This is a genomic window from Xylophilus sp. ASV27, from assembly GCF_016428875.1.
Taxonomy (GTDB): domain Bacteria; phylum Pseudomonadota; class Gammaproteobacteria; order Burkholderiales; family Burkholderiaceae_C; genus Xylophilus.
This window is the reverse complement of sequence record NZ_JAELTO010000041.1, coordinates 18,633-34,011: the sequence shown is the minus strand read 5'-3', so window position 1 is coordinate 34,011 and position 15,379 is coordinate 18,633. Positions and strand designations below refer to the sequence as shown.

Annotated in this window: 12 protein-coding genes; 5 read left to right on the top strand and 7 right to left on the bottom strand. The window is 70.5% G+C overall.

From position 1 onward, the window contains the following. The 5 genes from JHD63_RS10770 to JHD63_RS10750 form a co-directional block, all read right to left on the bottom strand. Positions 1-1,654 (bottom strand): PepSY-associated TM helix domain-containing protein (locus tag JHD63_RS10770; protein WP_198970748.1); only part of this gene is annotated, 1,654 nt, incomplete at its 3' end. Continuing rightward, positions 1,651-2,031: a DUF3649 domain-containing protein gene (locus tag JHD63_RS10765; RefSeq protein ID WP_198970747.1), complete on the bottom strand. Its 381-nt coding sequence runs from the start codon at positions 2,029-2,031 to the stop codon at positions 1,651-1,653. The genes JHD63_RS10765 and JHD63_RS10770, both read right to left, overlap by 4 nt. A gap of 142 nt (positions 2,032-2,173) precedes the next feature. After that, a complete protein-coding gene (locus JHD63_RS10760; RefSeq protein ID WP_370590474.1) occupies positions 2,174-5,272 on the bottom strand; it encodes a multidrug efflux RND transporter permease subunit in 3,099 nt (1,032 codons plus the stop codon). A 10-nt stretch (positions 5,273-5,282) separates the two neighbouring features. Further along, positions 5,283-6,425, bottom strand: a complete 1,143-nt coding sequence (locus JHD63_RS10755) for an efflux RND transporter periplasmic adaptor subunit (protein ID WP_198970746.1) — start codon at positions 6,423-6,425, stop codon at positions 5,283-5,285. A gap of 183 nt (positions 6,426-6,608) precedes the next feature. Beyond that, complete coding sequence (locus tag JHD63_RS10750; protein WP_198970745.1) at positions 6,609-8,780, bottom strand: TonB-dependent receptor; 2,172 nt, start codon at positions 8,778-8,780, stop codon at positions 6,609-6,611. Between the two features lie 124 nt (positions 8,781-8,904). Between JHD63_RS10750 and JHD63_RS10745 the strand changes: the two genes are divergently transcribed. The 5 genes from JHD63_RS10745 (at position 8,905) to JHD63_RS10725 (ending at position 13,007) form a co-directional block, all read left to right on the top strand. Beyond that, complete coding sequence (locus JHD63_RS10745; protein ID WP_233167933.1) at positions 8,905-9,198, top strand: hypothetical protein; 294 nt, start codon at positions 8,905-8,907, stop codon at positions 9,196-9,198. Between the two features lie 127 nt (positions 9,199-9,325). After that, complete coding sequence (locus tag JHD63_RS10740) at positions 9,326-11,650, top strand: NADP-dependent malic enzyme (protein WP_198970744.1); 2,325 nt, start codon at positions 9,326-9,328, stop codon at positions 11,648-11,650. A 217-nt stretch (positions 11,651-11,867) separates the two neighbouring features. Then, positions 11,868-12,296, top strand: coding sequence for a ribonuclease domain-containing protein (locus JHD63_RS10735; protein ID WP_198970743.1), 429 nt, complete (start codon positions 11,868-11,870; stop codon positions 12,294-12,296). 91 nt (positions 12,297-12,387) lie between these two features. Beyond that, complete coding sequence (locus JHD63_RS10730) at positions 12,388-12,816, top strand: barstar family protein (RefSeq protein ID WP_198970742.1); 429 nt, start codon at positions 12,388-12,390, stop codon at positions 12,814-12,816. Beyond that, complete coding sequence (locus JHD63_RS10725; RefSeq protein ID WP_198970741.1) at positions 12,795-13,007, top strand: hypothetical protein; 213 nt, start codon at positions 12,795-12,797, stop codon at positions 13,005-13,007. Before JHD63_RS10730 ends, JHD63_RS10725 begins: the two co-directional genes overlap by 22 nt. A 65-nt stretch (positions 13,008-13,072) precedes the next feature. Here JHD63_RS10725 and rsmA read toward each other — a convergent pair whose 3' ends face one another. Continuing rightward, on the bottom strand, positions 13,073-13,852 hold the full coding sequence (rsmA, locus tag JHD63_RS10720; protein WP_198970740.1) for a 16S rRNA (adenine(1518)-N(6)/adenine(1519)-N(6))-dimethyltransferase RsmA: 780 nt from the start codon (positions 13,850-13,852) through the stop codon (positions 13,073-13,075). Between the two features lie 109 nt (positions 13,853-13,961). Then, entirely contained in the window at positions 13,962-15,377 is a 1,416-nt protein-coding gene (locus tag JHD63_RS10715; RefSeq protein ID WP_198970739.1) for a peptidylprolyl isomerase, read from the bottom strand. Between the last annotated feature and the right edge of the window lie 2 nt (positions 15,378-15,379).

Sequence of the window (15,379 nt, the reverse complement as noted above, 5' to 3'; positions counted from 1 at the left end):
CCCCCCCCCCCCCCCCCCCCCCCCCCCCCCCCCCCCCCCCCCCCCCCCCCCTTTTTAGATGTGTATAAGAGACAGGCCTTGGCGGCCTGCGCCGGCCCGCCCACCAGGCGGCGGCGAGCAGGGCCAGGCCCAGCGCCAGGCAGACCAGGTCGAAGCCGGCCACGCGCCACAGGCCGGCGCCGATCGCGGTCCACAGCGCGGTGTCGGTGGTGAGGGCGTTGAGCAGCGGCACGCCCGCGAACAGCGCGCCGCCCACGGTGAGCTGGATCTGCCACATGCGCCGCGTGGGCCAGGCGAGCCCGGCCACGGCGGCCAGGCCCCAGGCCGCGAAGAAGCCGGCGATCTCGGCGTCGGCCCGCCCGGCCAGCGCCACGGGCAGCAGGCGGTTGGCCCAGAAGTAGGCCGCCATGGCGATCGGCACGCCGGCGATGGCGGCGATGTTCAGGCCATCGACCCGCCGCAGCCCGAAGCCCACGCGCCCGCCGTGCTTGAGCGCCTTGGCGTACTTCTGCCGCTCCTTCACGGCCCACAGCAGCAGGCCGGTGGCGACCATGGCGCAGCCGGCCAGGCCGCTCAGGAAGTACAGCCCGCGCAGCAGCGGACTGGAGAAGTGCGCGATGTGCAGCCCGTAGAGCACGCCGCGGGTCTGCAGCGCCGGGCCTTCGGCCTCGCCGGTGGCCGACAGCAGCCGGCCGCTGCGGCCCTCGAACAGCATGGCCGGCTGGCTGGCGGAAATGCCGCGCCCGTCCTGCCGCTGCAGCACGATGGTGGCGCTGGCGTCGTTCGGGTGGCTGACGGTGATGCGGCCGACCGCCGCGCCGCCCCAGCGGGCGCTGGCCTGCGCGAGCAGCGGCGCCAGCGGCACGAGCGGGGCCGGCTGGCCCGAGGCCTTGGCGTTGCGCGGCACGCTGCCGGGAAAGGCCTCGGCGAAGAAGGCGTCCTGGTCGCCCTTGTAGGCCGCCTGCGGGCCCCAGGGCATGTACATGAACATCAGCGTGACCAGCCCGGTGTAGGTGATCATCAGGTGGTAGGGCAGCGCCAGCACCGCGCTGGCGTTGTGCGCGTCGAGCCAGCTGCGCTGGCCCTTCCCGGGCCGGAAGGTGAAGAAGTCCTTGAAGATGCGCTTGTGCGTGACGATGCCCGAGAGGATCGCCACCAGCATGCACATGGCGCAGAAGCCGACGATCCAGCGCGCCCAGACCGCCGGCAGGTAGTGCAGGTCGAAGTGCAGGCGGTAGAGGAATTCGCCGCCGCGCGTCTCGCGCGTGGCCTGCAGCGGCTGGCCGGTGGCGGCGTCCAGCTCGGCACGCTCGAAGCTGGCGCCGCGGCCCTGGCGCGGCGGCTCGCCCGGGAGCGGCGGCGGTTTCAGCCAGCTCAGGCCCACGGCGGGCTCGCGCTCGCGCGGCAGCTTGATGATCCAGCGCGGGCTGTGCGGCGCGCGCTGCCGCAGCGCGGCCACGGCCGCCTCGGCCGATTGCGCCTGCGGCGGCAGCGCCAGGCTGGCGTGGTGGCGCTCGGGCTTCATCCAGAAGGTGATCTCGTCGCGGAAGTACGAGGCGGTGCCGGCGGCGAACACCAGGAACAGCACCCAGCCCACCAGCAGGCCGCTCCAGGTGTGCAGCCAGGCCATGGACTGGCGCAAGCCCTCCTTCATGCCGCCCATCCGACGCCCAGGCGCGCCAGCAGCAGCGCGCCCAGCACGGCCGCCGGCAGCAGCAGCCCGAGGCAGGCGCGCGCCGCGCTGCGCGCCGCAAACACCCCCATCACCGCGCACGGGTAGATGACCAAGGCCAGCAGCGTGGCCGCGAGCGCCGCCTCCGCGCGGGTGGTGGGCAGGTACAGCGCCAGCACCGCCGCGGCCAGCGCCGCCACCGCGTAGCCGCCGCCGATGGCCGCCACCGCGCGCACCGCCACGCCGAGCCGGTAGCGCAGGCCCTCGCTGCCCGCGGGCAGCCAGCGGTGGCGGGTGGAGGGCGAGGCATCGGGCTGCCGCGCGGCGGGCGAGGGGTGCGGGGGAGCGTGGTGGCGCATGGCGGTGGCGGGACGAAGGCGCGCGTCAGGGCGCGGCGAGGCTCGGCTTGAGAACAAGAACCATTCTTATCATAACCGCGCCGCGGATTATGAGCCGAAAGTGCATGCAGCCCAGGCACTACCTGGGCTGCATGCTATCAATTTAGTACTGAACGCGCGCCGCCACACGCTTCACCCCCAGGTAGAACAGCGGCACGAAGAAGATGCCCAGCGCGGTGGCCGCGAGCACGCCTCCGAAGACGCCGGTGCCGATGGCGATCTGGCTGGCCGAGCCGGCGCCGCGGGCCAGGGCCAGCGGAATGACGCCGGCCAGGAAGGCCAGCGAGGTCATCAGGATCGGGCGCAGCCGCAGGCGCGCGCCCTCGGCCACCGCGTCCATCAGCGGCACGCCGCGGCGCAGCGCGGCCTGCGCGAACTCGATGATCAGGATCGCGTTCTTGGCCGACAGGCCGATGGTGGCGAGCAGCCCGACCTGGAAGTAGATGTCGTTGGACAGCCCGCGCAGCGACGCCGCGATCACCGCGCCGAGCACGCCCAGCGGAATCACCAGCAGCACCGAGAACGGCACCGACCAGCTCTCGTACAGCGCGGCCAGGCACAGGAACACGACCAGGATCGAGAGCGCGAACAGCAGCGGCGCCTGCCCGCCCGAGAGCCGCTCCTGGTAGGACAGGCCGCTCCAGGCCTGGCCGGTGCCGGCCTGCTGCCGGGCGAGGGCCTCGACCGCCGCCATGGCGGTGCCCGAGCTGGTGCCCTGCGCCGCCGCGCCCTGGATCTGCACCGCGGGCAGGCCGTTGTAGCGCTCCAGCTGCGCGGCGCCCTGCGCCCAGCGCGTGCTGGCGAAGGCCGAGAACGGCGTCATGGCGCCGCTGCCGCCGCGCACGAACCACTGCGCCATGTCCTCGGGCGCGGCGCGGTAGGGCGCGTCGGCCTGCACGATCACGCGCTTGACGCGGCCGCGGTCGATGAAGTCGTTGACGTAGCTGCCGCCCCAGGCGATGCCCAGCGTGCTGTTGACGTCGCCGAGCGCGAGCCCCAGCGCCGAGGCCTTGACCTGGTCGATGTCCACCTGCAACTGCGGCGTCTGGGCGATGCTGTTGGCGCGCACCGACTGCAGGCGCGCGTCCTTGCCGGCCTCGCGCACCAGCGCCTGGCGCGCCTGCGCCAGCCGCTGCGGCCCCATGCCGGAGGTGTCCTGCAGCCAGAACTCGAAGCCGTTGGACTGGCCCAGGCCCTCGATCGGCGGCGGCACCATGCCGTAGACCTCGGCGTCGCGCTGCTGCTGCGCCAGCGCGGCGCTGGCGCGCTCGGCGATGGCCTGGGAGCGCTGCTGCGCGCCCTGGCGCTCGGCCCAGTCCTTGAGCGAGACGAAGGCGATGCCGGCGTTCTGCGCCGAGCCGCCGAAGCTCCAGCCCGAGAGCGTGAAGATGGTGTCGGTGCTGTCGCGCTCGGTCTCCAGGAAGTGCTTTTCCACGGCGCGGTTCACCGCGTCGGTGCGGCTGTGCGTGGCGCCGGCGGGCAGCGTGAGCTGCACCATCACGCTGCCCTGGTCCTCCTCGGGCAGGAAGCCGCCGGGCAGGGCCAGGTAGAGCAGGCCCATGCCGGCGACGATGGCCGCGTACACGGCGGTAAAGCGCAGCGGCTTGCGCAGCATGCGCCGGAGCAGGCCCACGTAGCGGCCCTGCGCGGCGTCGAAGCCGCGGTTGAAGGCGCCCAGGAAGCCGCGGGTGCGCGGCGCGCCGGGCTTGAGAAAGCGCGCGCACAGCGCCGGCGTGAGCACGATGGCCACCAGCACCGACAGCGCCATCGACGCGATGATGGTGACCGAGAACTGCCGGTAGATCACGCCCACCGAGCCGCCGAAGAAGCCCATGGGCAGGAACACGGCCGACACCACCACCGCGATGCCGACCAGCGCGCCGGTGATCTCGCGCATCGACTGGACGGTGGCGGCCCGGGCGTCCAGGCCCTCTTCGTGCATGACGCGCTCGACGTTCTCCACCACCACGATGGCGTCGTCCACCAGCAGGCCGATGGCCAGCACCATGCCGAACAGCGTGAGCACGTTGATCGAATAGCCGAAGACCGCCAGCACGCCGAAGGTGCCCAGCAGCACCACCGGCACGGTGATGGCCGGGATCACGGTGGCGCGCCAGTTCTGCAGGAGCAGGAACATCACCACCACCACCAGCGCGATGGCTTCGAGCAGCGTCTTGATGACCGACTGGATCGAGATCTTGACGAAGCGCGTGGAGTCCTCCGCATAGGCCACGCGCAGGCCGGCCGGCAGCGAGCGCTCCAGCTCGGCGATGCGCGCCTTGACCGCGCGCGCGGTGGTCAGCGCGTTGGCGCCGGGCGCCAGCATGATGGCCGCGCCGGCGGCCGGGTGGCCGTTCAGGCGCGTGCTCTCGGCATACGACTCGCTGCCGATCTCCACGCGCGCCACGTCGCCCAGGCGCACTACGGCGCCGTCGGGCTGGGTCTTGAGCACGATGTCGCGGAACTGCGCCGGCGTCTGCAGCCGCGACATCGCGGTGACGGTGGCGTTGAGCTGCTGCTGCGCGGGCGCGGGCCGCGCGCCGATCTCGCCGACCGAGAGCTGCGTGTTCTGCGCGCCGACGGCGGCGGTGACGTCCGAGGGCATCAGCTGGTAGCTCGCCAGCCGGTGCGGGTCGAGCCAGATGCGCATGGCGTAGGCCGCGCCGAAGGCCTGCACCGAGCCCACGCCGTCCACCCGGCTCAGCGGGTCGCGCATGTGGCTGGCCATCCAGTCGGCCACGTCGGTGTCGGTGCGGCGGTCGGTCTGGTCGTACAGCGCCACGATCAGCAGGAAGCTGTTCTGCGACTTGGCCACCGTCACGCCCTGCTGCTGCACCGCCTGCGGCAGGCGGCTGGCGGCCTGGCTGACCTTGTTCTGCACCTGCACCTGCGCGGTGTCGGGGTCGATGCCCTGGCGGAAGGTGACGCCGATCTCGGCGTAGCCGGCCGAGCTGCTGGTCGACTTGAAGTACAGCAGGCCGTCGATGCCCTTCAACTGCTGCTCCAGCACCTGCGTGACGCCGGTCTCCACCGCCTGCGCCGAGGCGCCGGGGTAGTTGGCGGAGATGACCACGGTGGGCGGCGCGATGTCCGGGTACTGCGACACCGGCAGCGTGGTGATGGCCACGCCGCCGCCCAGCATGATGAGGATGGCGATGACCCAGGCGAAGACCGGCCGCTGGATGAAGAAATTGGCGATCACGGGCCGCGCCTCACTCTGCCGCCGCGCCGGGCAGCGCCGCCACCGCCACCGCCACCGGCGTGACCTTCTCGCCCGGCTGCGCGCGCTGCAGGCCCTCGACCACCAGGCGGTCGCCCGCGCTCAGGCCCCGGGTCACGATCCACTGGTCGCCCGCGGTGCCGCGCACCTCGAGCGCGCGCAGCTCGACCTTGTCGCCGGCGCCCACCACCAGCGCGGTGGGCTCGCCCTTCTCGTCGCGCGTCACCCCGCGCTGCGGCGCCAGGATGGCCTGGCGCTGCACGCCGGAGTCGAGCTGCGCGCGCACGTACATGCCGGGAAGCAGCAGGCCCTGCGGGTTCGGGAACTCCGCGCGCAGCGTGACCGAGCCGGTCGCGCCATCGACGCCGACCTCGGTCAGCCGCAGCCGGCCCGCATGCGCGTAGGGCAGGCCGTCTTCCAGGCGCAGGCCGACCTGCGTGCTGGCCGGCGCCATCTCGCCGGCGAGCAGGCGGCGCTTGAGCCGGGTCAGTTCGAGGCTGGACTGCACCACGTCGACGTAGATCGGGTCGATGCGCTGGATCGTCGCCAGCGCCAGCGCCTGGCCCGGCGCCACCAGCGCCCCCTCGGTCACGCTGGAGCGGCCGATGCGCCCGGCGATGGGCGCGGTGATGCGGGTGAATTCGAGGTTGATGCGCGCGGCCTTCACCGCCGCCTGCGCCGCGCGCACGCCGGCCAGCGCCTGCGCCAGCGCGGCCTGGGCTTCGTCATGCTCCTGGCGGCTCACGGCGTTGGCCTTGACCAGTTCGCCGAAGCGCTCGGCCTTGCCGCGCAGGCTGGCGATGCCGGCCTGCGCGTTGGCCAGCGCGGCCTGCGCCTGCTCGTAGGCCGCCTCGAACGGGCCGGGCTCGATCTGGTAGAGCAGCTGGCCGGCGCGCACCAGGCTGCCTTCCTCGAACAGGCGCTGGCGCACGATGCCGCTGACCTGCGGCCGCACCTCGGAGACGCGGAACGCGGCGGTGCGGCCGGGCAGCTCGATGCGCACCGGCACGTCGCCCGCGCGCAGGGTGAGCACGCCCACTTCGGGCGGCGCGGCGGCGGTGTCGGGGGTCTTTCGGGCGTCGCAGGCGGCAAGCGCGAGCAGGCAGGCGGGAAGGAGCAGGAACTTCAAGAGCATGGTCACCGGAAGGCGGGGCAGCCGATGCGCCCCGGGCCGGGCATTGTGCCGTCGATGCGCCTTCGCCCCCCTGATGGCCCTGCCACGGCCGGGGCCGCCTGCGCCGCCGGCATGTGCTACAAAATATATAGCATATAGCCCAGGTGATACCTGGGCTGCAGGCACTTTCGACCTGAAACCCGGTCAGAACGCGTAGCGCGCGCTCAATTCCACCGTGCGCGGCGCGCCCGGCATGATGCCGATGTCGTTGTTGGCCGAGAGGTAGGTCCGGCGGTCCAGCACGTTCTTCAGGTTGAGCGCCGCGCTCCAGCCCCTGGGCGCGGGGCGCCAGTACAGCGCCAGGTCCACCGTGGCGTAGCCGGGCAGCCGCACGGCGTTGTCGACGCTGGCGAACTGCGCGCTGCGCGCATTCAGGCCGGCGCCGGCCTGCACGCCGGGCAGCCAGGCGTCGAGCGACTTCAGCGTCCACAGGCTCAGCGTGTGGCGCGGCGCCAGGGCCAGCGTCCTGCCCTGCAGCGGCGTCGGCTTGGCAGAACCGAAGGGCGCGGTCACGGTGCCCACGCCCTTGGTCACCAGCGCGTCGAGGTAGGAGTAGCCGGCCAGCACCTGCCAGCCCGGCGCCACCTGGCCGGAGAAGCTCAGCTCCAGCCCGCGCGCGCGCTGCTCGCCGACGTTGACCAGGGTGTTGAGCACCGGGTCGGTGTACTTCACGTCGCTGCGGGTGAGCTGGTAGAGCGCGGCGGTGAAGGAGGCGGCGCCGTCGAACAGATCGGTCTTGGAGCCGATCTCCAGGTTCATGCTCTGCTCCGGCTTCAGCTGCGCGTTGTTGGCCGCCAGCGGCCCGGCCTCGCCCGAGGGCTGGTAGGACTTGGTGGCCGACACGTAGTAGCTCTGCGCCTGCGTGGGCTGCCACACCAGGCCGGCGCGCGGCGACACGTCGCGGTCGGTGCGCTGCAGGTCGGCGTTGCGGGCCAGCTCGTTCTGGTACTTCTGGCCGAAGGCGTCGTAGCGCAGGCCCAGCAGGCTCTTCACGCTCGGCGTCCAGGTGGAGAGCGCCTGGACGTAGACGCTGCGCGTGGTGTTGGTGGTGGTGCCGACCGCAGGGCCGGACGACTGCGCCACCGGCACGTAGTAGGGCAGGTCCTGGCCCACGGGCGCGAACACCGGCGTGCCGAAAGAGTAGCCGGCCTTGTTGGTCGCGGCGTTGGTGATGGCCTGGTGGCGGTCCTGCTCGCCGAACTCGGCGCCGGCCAGCAGCTTGTGCGTGGTGGCGCCCCAGGCCAGCTCGTGGCTGATCTCGCTCTGATTGAACCAGCCGTGCTCGTAGCGCTGCACCGCGCCGCGCGAGAGCAGCGCCATGGGCACGGCGCCGCTGTCGTTGATGGAGCCGATGCGGGTGTGGCGGCGGTCCAGCGCGTACTCGTAGTAGCGCAGCGTGTCGGTGAAGGCGGTGCTGTCGGACAGGCGCAGCCGGTACTGCGCGGTGCTGCTCTCGATGGTCGAGAAGGTGTGGTCCAGCCCGTAGGCGTTGGCCGCGCCGTAGTAGGTGTTGATCGGCACCCTGGCCGGCCGGCCGGTGGAGGCCAGGCCCGGCATGCCGAAGTCGATGCCGCGCTCCTGATGCTGGTAGTTGTACTGCAGCAGCAGGCTCTGGCTGCCGTCCTTCCACAGCAGGCTGGGCGAGACCGCCTGGCTGCGCAGATAGCCGTTGGTGCGGAAGCTGCCCGAGTCTTCCACCGCCGCGTCGAGCCGCACCGCGAGCGTGTCGGACAGCGCGCGGTTCAGGCCCAGGTCGCTGCGCTTGAGGCCATAGCTGCCCAGCGTCACGCCGGCATCGCCGCCATTGGTGAAGCCGGGCTTTTTGGTGATCAGGTTGATCAGCCCGCCCGAGGAGCCGCGCCCGTAGAGCGCCGCGGCCGGGCCCTTGACCACCTCCACGCGCTCGATGTTGTAGAGGTCGCGGAAGTACTGCGCATCGTCGCGCACGCCGTCCAGGTAGACGTCGTAGAGCGCGCTGAAGCCGCGGATCACCACCGCGTCGCGCTGGCCGTCGCCGGTGGCCAGGCCGACCGAGGGAATGGTCTTCATCACGTCCTGCACGCTGCGCGCGCCCTGGTCGCGCATGACCTCCTGCGTGACGACGTTGACCGTCTGCGGAATGTCGCGCAGCGGCGCATCGACCTTGGCCGCGGTCGCGGTGTCGGCCGGCGCGTAATGCGCGCCATGCTCCTGGCCGGCGGTGACGTCGACCTGCGGCAGGGTCTGGCCCTGCGTGGCGAGGGCCGTGGCGCCGGCCAGGGCCAGCAAAGCGGCCTGCGCGATGGCGCGCCGCGGGAAAGTGAAGCGGGAATGCATGGTGGTTCTGCCTTGCCTGGTGTGCGTTGGAATGTTGGCGGGCTGGAACGCGAATCGTTCTTGCTGGCTTCGGGCGCGGCGAGCCTATTCCCGCGAAGCTGACTTGAAGCCAACCGTCGCGCACATGCAACGCGCGGGAACCAAGCGCGGCGCCCCGGCTCCGACGCTCACCATGGACACGCTCGCCCCCCTCTCCGACCTGGGCCTGACGCTGCCGACCCCGGCCTACATCGCCGGCGCCATCCTGTTCGGGCTGGTCGGCCTGATCGCCTGGCGCCTGGGCCGGCGCGAGGCCAGGCGCAAGACCCAGTGGATCGGCGTGGCGCTGATGTTCTACCCCTACGCCGTGTCCAGCACCTGGCTGCTCTACACCATCGGGCTGGCGCTGTGCGCGGGGTTGTGGTGGGACTGGCCGTAGCGTCTGCCCTGCCGCGACCTTTGTCGGGTACCGGTGTCTACAATCCCAGCTCCCTCAAAGAGGCCGACCGTCGCGCAGACGCGTGACGCGGCCCGTCAAGCAGCCGCCCGCGCAGGAGACCGCCCGCATGTCCAACCCCACCCCCCCGGCAAGCGCCCAGACCAACCAGGAAGAGCGCCGCAGCGAACTGCGCCGCGCCGCGCTGGCCTACCACGAGTTTCCGAAGCCGGGCAAGATCGCCATCGCCGCGACCAAGCAGTTGCTCAACCAGCGCGACCTGGCGCTGGCCTATTCGCCCGGCGTGGCCGCGCCCTGCGAGGAAATCGTCAAGGACCCGAACGCGGCCTTCAAGTACACCAGCCGCGGCAACCTGGTGGCCGTGATCAGCAACGGCACGGCCGTGCTGGGCCTGGGCGACATCGGCCCGCTGGCCTCCAAGCCGGTGATGGAGGGCAAGGGCGTGCTGTTCAAGAAGTTCGCCGGCGTGGACGTGTTCGACATCGAGATCGCCGAGAAGGACCCGCAGAAGCTGGTCGAGGTGATCGCCGCGCTGGAGCCCACCTTCGGCGCCATCAACCTGGAGGACATCAAGGCGCCGGACTGCTTCTACGTCGAGCGCGAGTTGCGCAAGCGCCTGAAGATCCCGGTGTTCCACGACGACCAGCACGGCACCGCGATCACCGTGGCCGCGGCCATGCTCAACGGCCTGAGGGTGGTGGGCAAGGACATCGGCCAGGTCAAGCTGGTCACCTCCGGCGCCGGCGCCGCGGCGCTGGCCTGCCTGACGCTGCTGCTCAAGGTGGGCCTGAAGCGCGAGAACGTCTACGTGACCGACCTGGCCGGCGTGGTCTTCGAGGGCCGCACCGAGCTGATGGACGACGACAAGGCCTTCTTCGCGCAGAAGACCGAGGCGCGCTCGCTGAGCGACGTGATCGAGGGCGCGGACGTGTTCCTGGGCCTGTCGGCCGGCGGGGTGCTGAAGCCCGCCATGGTGGCGAAGATGGCGGCCAACCCGGTGATCTTCGCGCTGGCCAATCCCAACCCGGAGATCTCGCCCGAAGACGCGCACGCGGTGCGCGGCGACGTGGTGATGGCCACCGGCCGCACCGACTACCCGAACCAGGTCAACAACGTCCTGTGCTTCCCCTACATCTTCCGCGGCGCGCTGGACTCGGGCGCCACCACCATCACCGACGAGATGGAGATCGCCGCGGTGCACGCGATCGCCGAGCTGGCCCAGGCCGAGCAGAGCGAGGTCGTGGCGGCCGCCTATGCGGGCGAGCCGCTGGCCTTCGGCAAGGACTACCTGATCCCCAAGCCCTTCGATCCGCGCCTGATGATCAAGATCGCGCCGGCCGTGGCCCAGGCCGCGGCCGACAGCGGCGTGGCGCTGCGCCCGATCAAGGACATGGACGCCTACCGCGACAGCCTGCAGAGCTTCGTCTACGCCTCGGGCACCACGATGAAGCCGATCTTCGCCGCGGCCAAGGCGGCGCAGAAGAAGCGCGTGGCCTTTGCCGAGGGCGAGGAAGAGCGCGTGCTGCGCGCCGCCCAGATCGTGGTGGACGAAGGCGTCGCACGCCCGACGCTGATCGGCCGGCCGGCCATCATCGCCCAGCGCATCGAGAAGTTCGGCCTGCGCCTGACCGAGGGGCGCGACTACGACGTGGTCAACGTCGAGCAGGACCACCGCTACCGCGACTTCTGGCAGACCTACCACCGCATGACCGAGCGCAAGGGCGTGACCGTGCAGATGGCCAAGATCGAGATGCGCCGGCGCCTGGCGCTGATCGGCTCGATGCTGCTGCACAAGGGCGAGGTCGATGGCCTGATCGTCGGCACCTGGGGCCACACCCACCTGCACCTGCAGTACATCGACCAGGTCATCGGCCGGCGCGCCGGCGTCTGCACCTATGCCTGCATGAACGGCCTGCTGCTGCCGGACCGCCAAGTGTTCCTGGTGGACACCCACGTCAACTACGACCCGAGCGCCGAACAGCTGGCCGAGATCACCATCATGGCCGCCGAGGAAATGGTGCGCTTCGGCATCAAGCCCAAGGCCGCCCTGCTGAGCCACTCCAATTTCGGCAGCAGCAACCAGCCCAGCGCCGTAAAGATGCGCCAGACGCTGGAACTGCTGCGGGTCCAGGCGCCCTGGCTGGAGGTGGACGGCGAGATGCACGGCGACGTGGCGCTCGACGGCGCCCAGCGCGCGCAGATCATGCCCCACAGCGCCCTGGCCGGGAACGCCAACCTGCTGGTGCTGCCCAACATCGACGCCGCCAACATCTCCTACAACCTGCTCAAGACGGCGGCCGGCGGCGGCATCGCCATCGGGCCGGTGCTGCTGGGCGCGGCGCAGCCGGTGCACATCCTCACGGCCAGCGCGACCGTGCGCCGCATCGTCAACATGGCGGCGCTGACCGTCGCCGACGCCAACGCTTCACGATAAGCAAGCACTAACTTGCGCGCTTTTTCTCCAGGGTGCAAAGCCCCTGCGCCAGCGCCTTCCATGCTAGTAGACACTTGCATTGGAGTCCTCTTTCCGTCACACTAGCGGATTGATTTTTGGGGTTAACCCGGAGAAAATTTCGGAAATTTCGGGCGTGGCCAGGGGCCATGTCCGACATGGCCGGGGACCTTCCGGAGAGTCCGAAAGGTGTTTTGGCATGTGGCGTGAAGTGGCGCGGAGGCGGGCGCTCAGAGCTTTCTCCACGGCGGCAATGGCGGTTCGTGCAGGCGTACTGGGGCTGCTGGCCTTTGGTTTCACCGTTTCGGTGCAGGCGCGTTCGCCGTCGATCGCACCGCCAACCGCCGTCATCTCCCTTGCCGAACTGCCTCCCCAGGGTCGCGAAGTCTATGGACGCATCCGCTCCGGCGGGTCCTTCCGGCACGAGAAAGACGGCAGCGTGTTCGGCAACCGGGAGCGGCTATTGCCCCCCAGGGAGCGTGGCTACTACCGCGAATACACGGTGAGGACGCCAGGCGCCCGGGACCGCGGCGCCAGACGCATCGTCTGTGGCGGCAGGCCGAAGGCACCCGATCGCTGCTACTACACCAGCGACCACTATGCCAGCTTCCGCGAGATCGTCGAGTGACGGGCCGCGGCGGCTGGCTGCAGACAACGGGGTGGATGGCTCGCAGGCCGTCCCTGGATTTTTTAGACCTTAACTAGAAAGAGCAGCGGAGATGGATACGCCACTTCGTAGTAAAGAGAACGAGGCACCCCTCAAGGGCGTGCGCAGCAACATCGTGCAGTCGATCCGCGCCTTCCGCGTGCCCGACCTGCAGGAAGCGGCTGAAAGCCTCGGCCATCATTTCCTTTACGCCAATCTGGCGGAGGCACAGTCCAAGCAGGACGTGCTGGACATGATTGCCGAGCAGTTCACTTTTCCGTCCCACTTCGGGAAGAATTTCGACGCGCTGTATGACTGCATGACCGACCCGTTGCATAAATCGGGCCCGCAGCCAGGCTTCATCGTGGTGCTCGAGCAGATTCCAGCGCATGCCAAGTTCGACAAGGAAGCGCGCGAACAACTGCTGGACATCTTCCGGGAGGCCTCCGACTACTGGGGGGACCGCAAGGTGCCCTTCAGGTGCTTCTATTCTTTTCTGTAGCCCGTTCTGCATCCACCAGCCAAGCAGAACGGGCGAACGAGGCTAAGGCAGCGCCGGAGGCCGTCACCGGCATCGCGCTCGAAACCGATCCCGCAGAAAAGATGCCGACCGACAAGCTCGTGGACGTGTCGCCGTTGGCGTTGCGCATGAGCAGTCCTTTCAATTCTGGATACTGGCTCTCGGCCGCCTGACGGCGGCAGTAGAGCCACCCCCGGGCTCCATTGCATTTCGCCTGCCCCTGGCGCCCCTGGCGTTTTCACGGCTCGCGCTTTGCGCCTGCCGTGGCGGCCGCCAGCGCCAGGTAGTCGGCCACGGGGACTTCTTCCGCGCGGCGCTGCACGTCGAAGCTGCCGCTGAAACCCTGCTGCTCCAGCCAGCGGCCGAGGGTGTGGCGCAGCAGCTTGCGGCGCTGGCTGAAGGCGACCTGCACCAATTCGCTCAGGTGGCCTGCGTCGAGCGCGGCCGGCGCGGCGTGCGGCACCATGCGCACCACGGCGCTGTCGACGCGCGGCGGCGGGTCGAAGCTCTCGGGCGGCACGAACAGCACGTCCTCCATGGCGTAGCGCCACTGCAGCATCACCGACAGGCGCCCGTAGGCGGCGCTCGAGGGCTGCGCCACCATGCGGTCGATGACTTCCTTCTGCAGCATGAAATGCTGGTCCTCGATCACGCCGACGTGCTCCAGCAGGTGGAACAGGATGGGCGTGGAGATGTTGTAGGGCAGGTTGCCCACTACTCTTAATTTTGTAGCACCAAGCCCAGCCGCTACCTGGGCAAAGTCCACTTTCAGCACATCGGATTCGATGACCTCGAGCTGCGGATGGCTGCGCAGCCGCGCCGCCAGGTCGCGGTCCAGCTCGATCACGGTGAGCCGGCCCAGGCGTTCGGCCAGGGGCTGCGTCAGCGCGGCCAGCCCAGGCCCGATCTCGACCATCGGCTGCCCCGGCTGCGGTGCAATGGCCCGGACGATGGCGTCGATGATCCCGCCATCCGACAAGAAATGCTGCCCAAACCGCTTGCGAGGTATGTGCTTCACAAGCGCCCCCGCCGAGTGCAGCGAAGACCCAAGGGGCCGCTTCGCACGGCCGCCCCCCGGAGGGGGGTTGGCGAAGACACGAAGTGCGCGGCCTGGGGGGAAGCCTCCATCACTGCGGCGGATCCCGGAACTCGACGTAGGCGCGGCCGCGCACTTCCTGCGCCCAGGTGGCGTAGGCCTCGTCGAGCTTCTTCTCGCGCGCGTCGTTGCGGGCCATGTCGCGCTGCTCGCGCTGGGTCAGGGTGTGCGGCCGGCGCTCGACGAGCTGGATCAGGTGCACGCCGAAGCGCGACACCACGGGTTCGCTGATGTCGCCCGGCGTCAGGCCGGCCAGCGCCTCTTCGAATTCGGGCACGAACTGGCCCGGGTTGGCCCAGCCCAGGTCGCCGCCGTCCTTGGCGCTGCCGTCGACCGAGTATTCGCGCGCCAGGGCCTCGAAGCTGGTCTGGCCGGACAGCACGCGGCGCCGGTAGTCGGCCAGACGCTCCATGGCCTGGGCCTCGGTGAGCTGCGGGCCGGGACGCAACAGGATGTGGCGGGCACGGGACTGGATGACCGAGGTGCCGACGCCGCCCTGCACTTTCTCGACCACCTTGAGCACGTGGAAGCCCGCCGGCGAGCGGATCGGCCCGACGATGCCGCCGACCGGCACGTTCTTGACGGCGTCGACGAACAGCGACGGATAGCGGTCGACGCTGCGCAGGCCGAGCAGGCCGCCGCTGCGGGCTTCGCCGGCGTCGGACATCTCGCGTGCGACGGTGGCGAAGTCTTCTCCGGCGCGGATCCGGTCGGCGGCGCGCTGGGCCTTCTGCTGCAGCGTGGCGACCTCCTGCGGCGTGGCCAGTTCGGGCACCACGACCAGCACGTGGCCAAGGTTCAGCTCGAGCGGGGCGGCGTCGCCCTTGGACTGCTGGTCGCGGATGTACTGGTCGACGTCCAGGTCGCTGATCTTCACGCGCGACTCGACCTCGCGCTCGCGCAGGCGCAGCAGCATCAGCTGGTTGCGCAGGTCGTCCCGGAAGCGCGACTGTGCGATGCCGTCGGCCTGCAGGCGCCGGCGCATTTCAGCCACGTCGATCTGGTTCTGGCGCGCCACGTTCTGCTCGGCCTGGTCGACCGAGGACTCGTCGATCCGGATGCCGTTTTCCTTGGCGAGCTGCAACTGCGCCTTCTCGTTGACCATGCGCTCGAGCACCTGGCGCAGGAACAGGTCGCGCGGCGGCAGCGGCCGGCCCTGCTGGGCGAGCTGCTGGGCCGCGCGCTCGGCGCGCAGGCGCACCTCGTTGTTGGTGATCGGCTCGGAATTGACGACGGCGACGATGTAGTCGGCCTGCTGCGGCTCGCGCGAGGAAGTCGCGGGCGCGGGCGGCACCATGATCGAGGGCTGCAGCCCGCTGGAAGCGCCGCTGCGCGGCAGGCCCAGACTGCCGGCACCGGCCGAGGGGCGCAGGCCCTGGGCCAGCGCACCAGTGGCCAGGAGGGCCGCCAGACTGGCAAGCGGCAGGACGTATACACGTTTCTTCATGG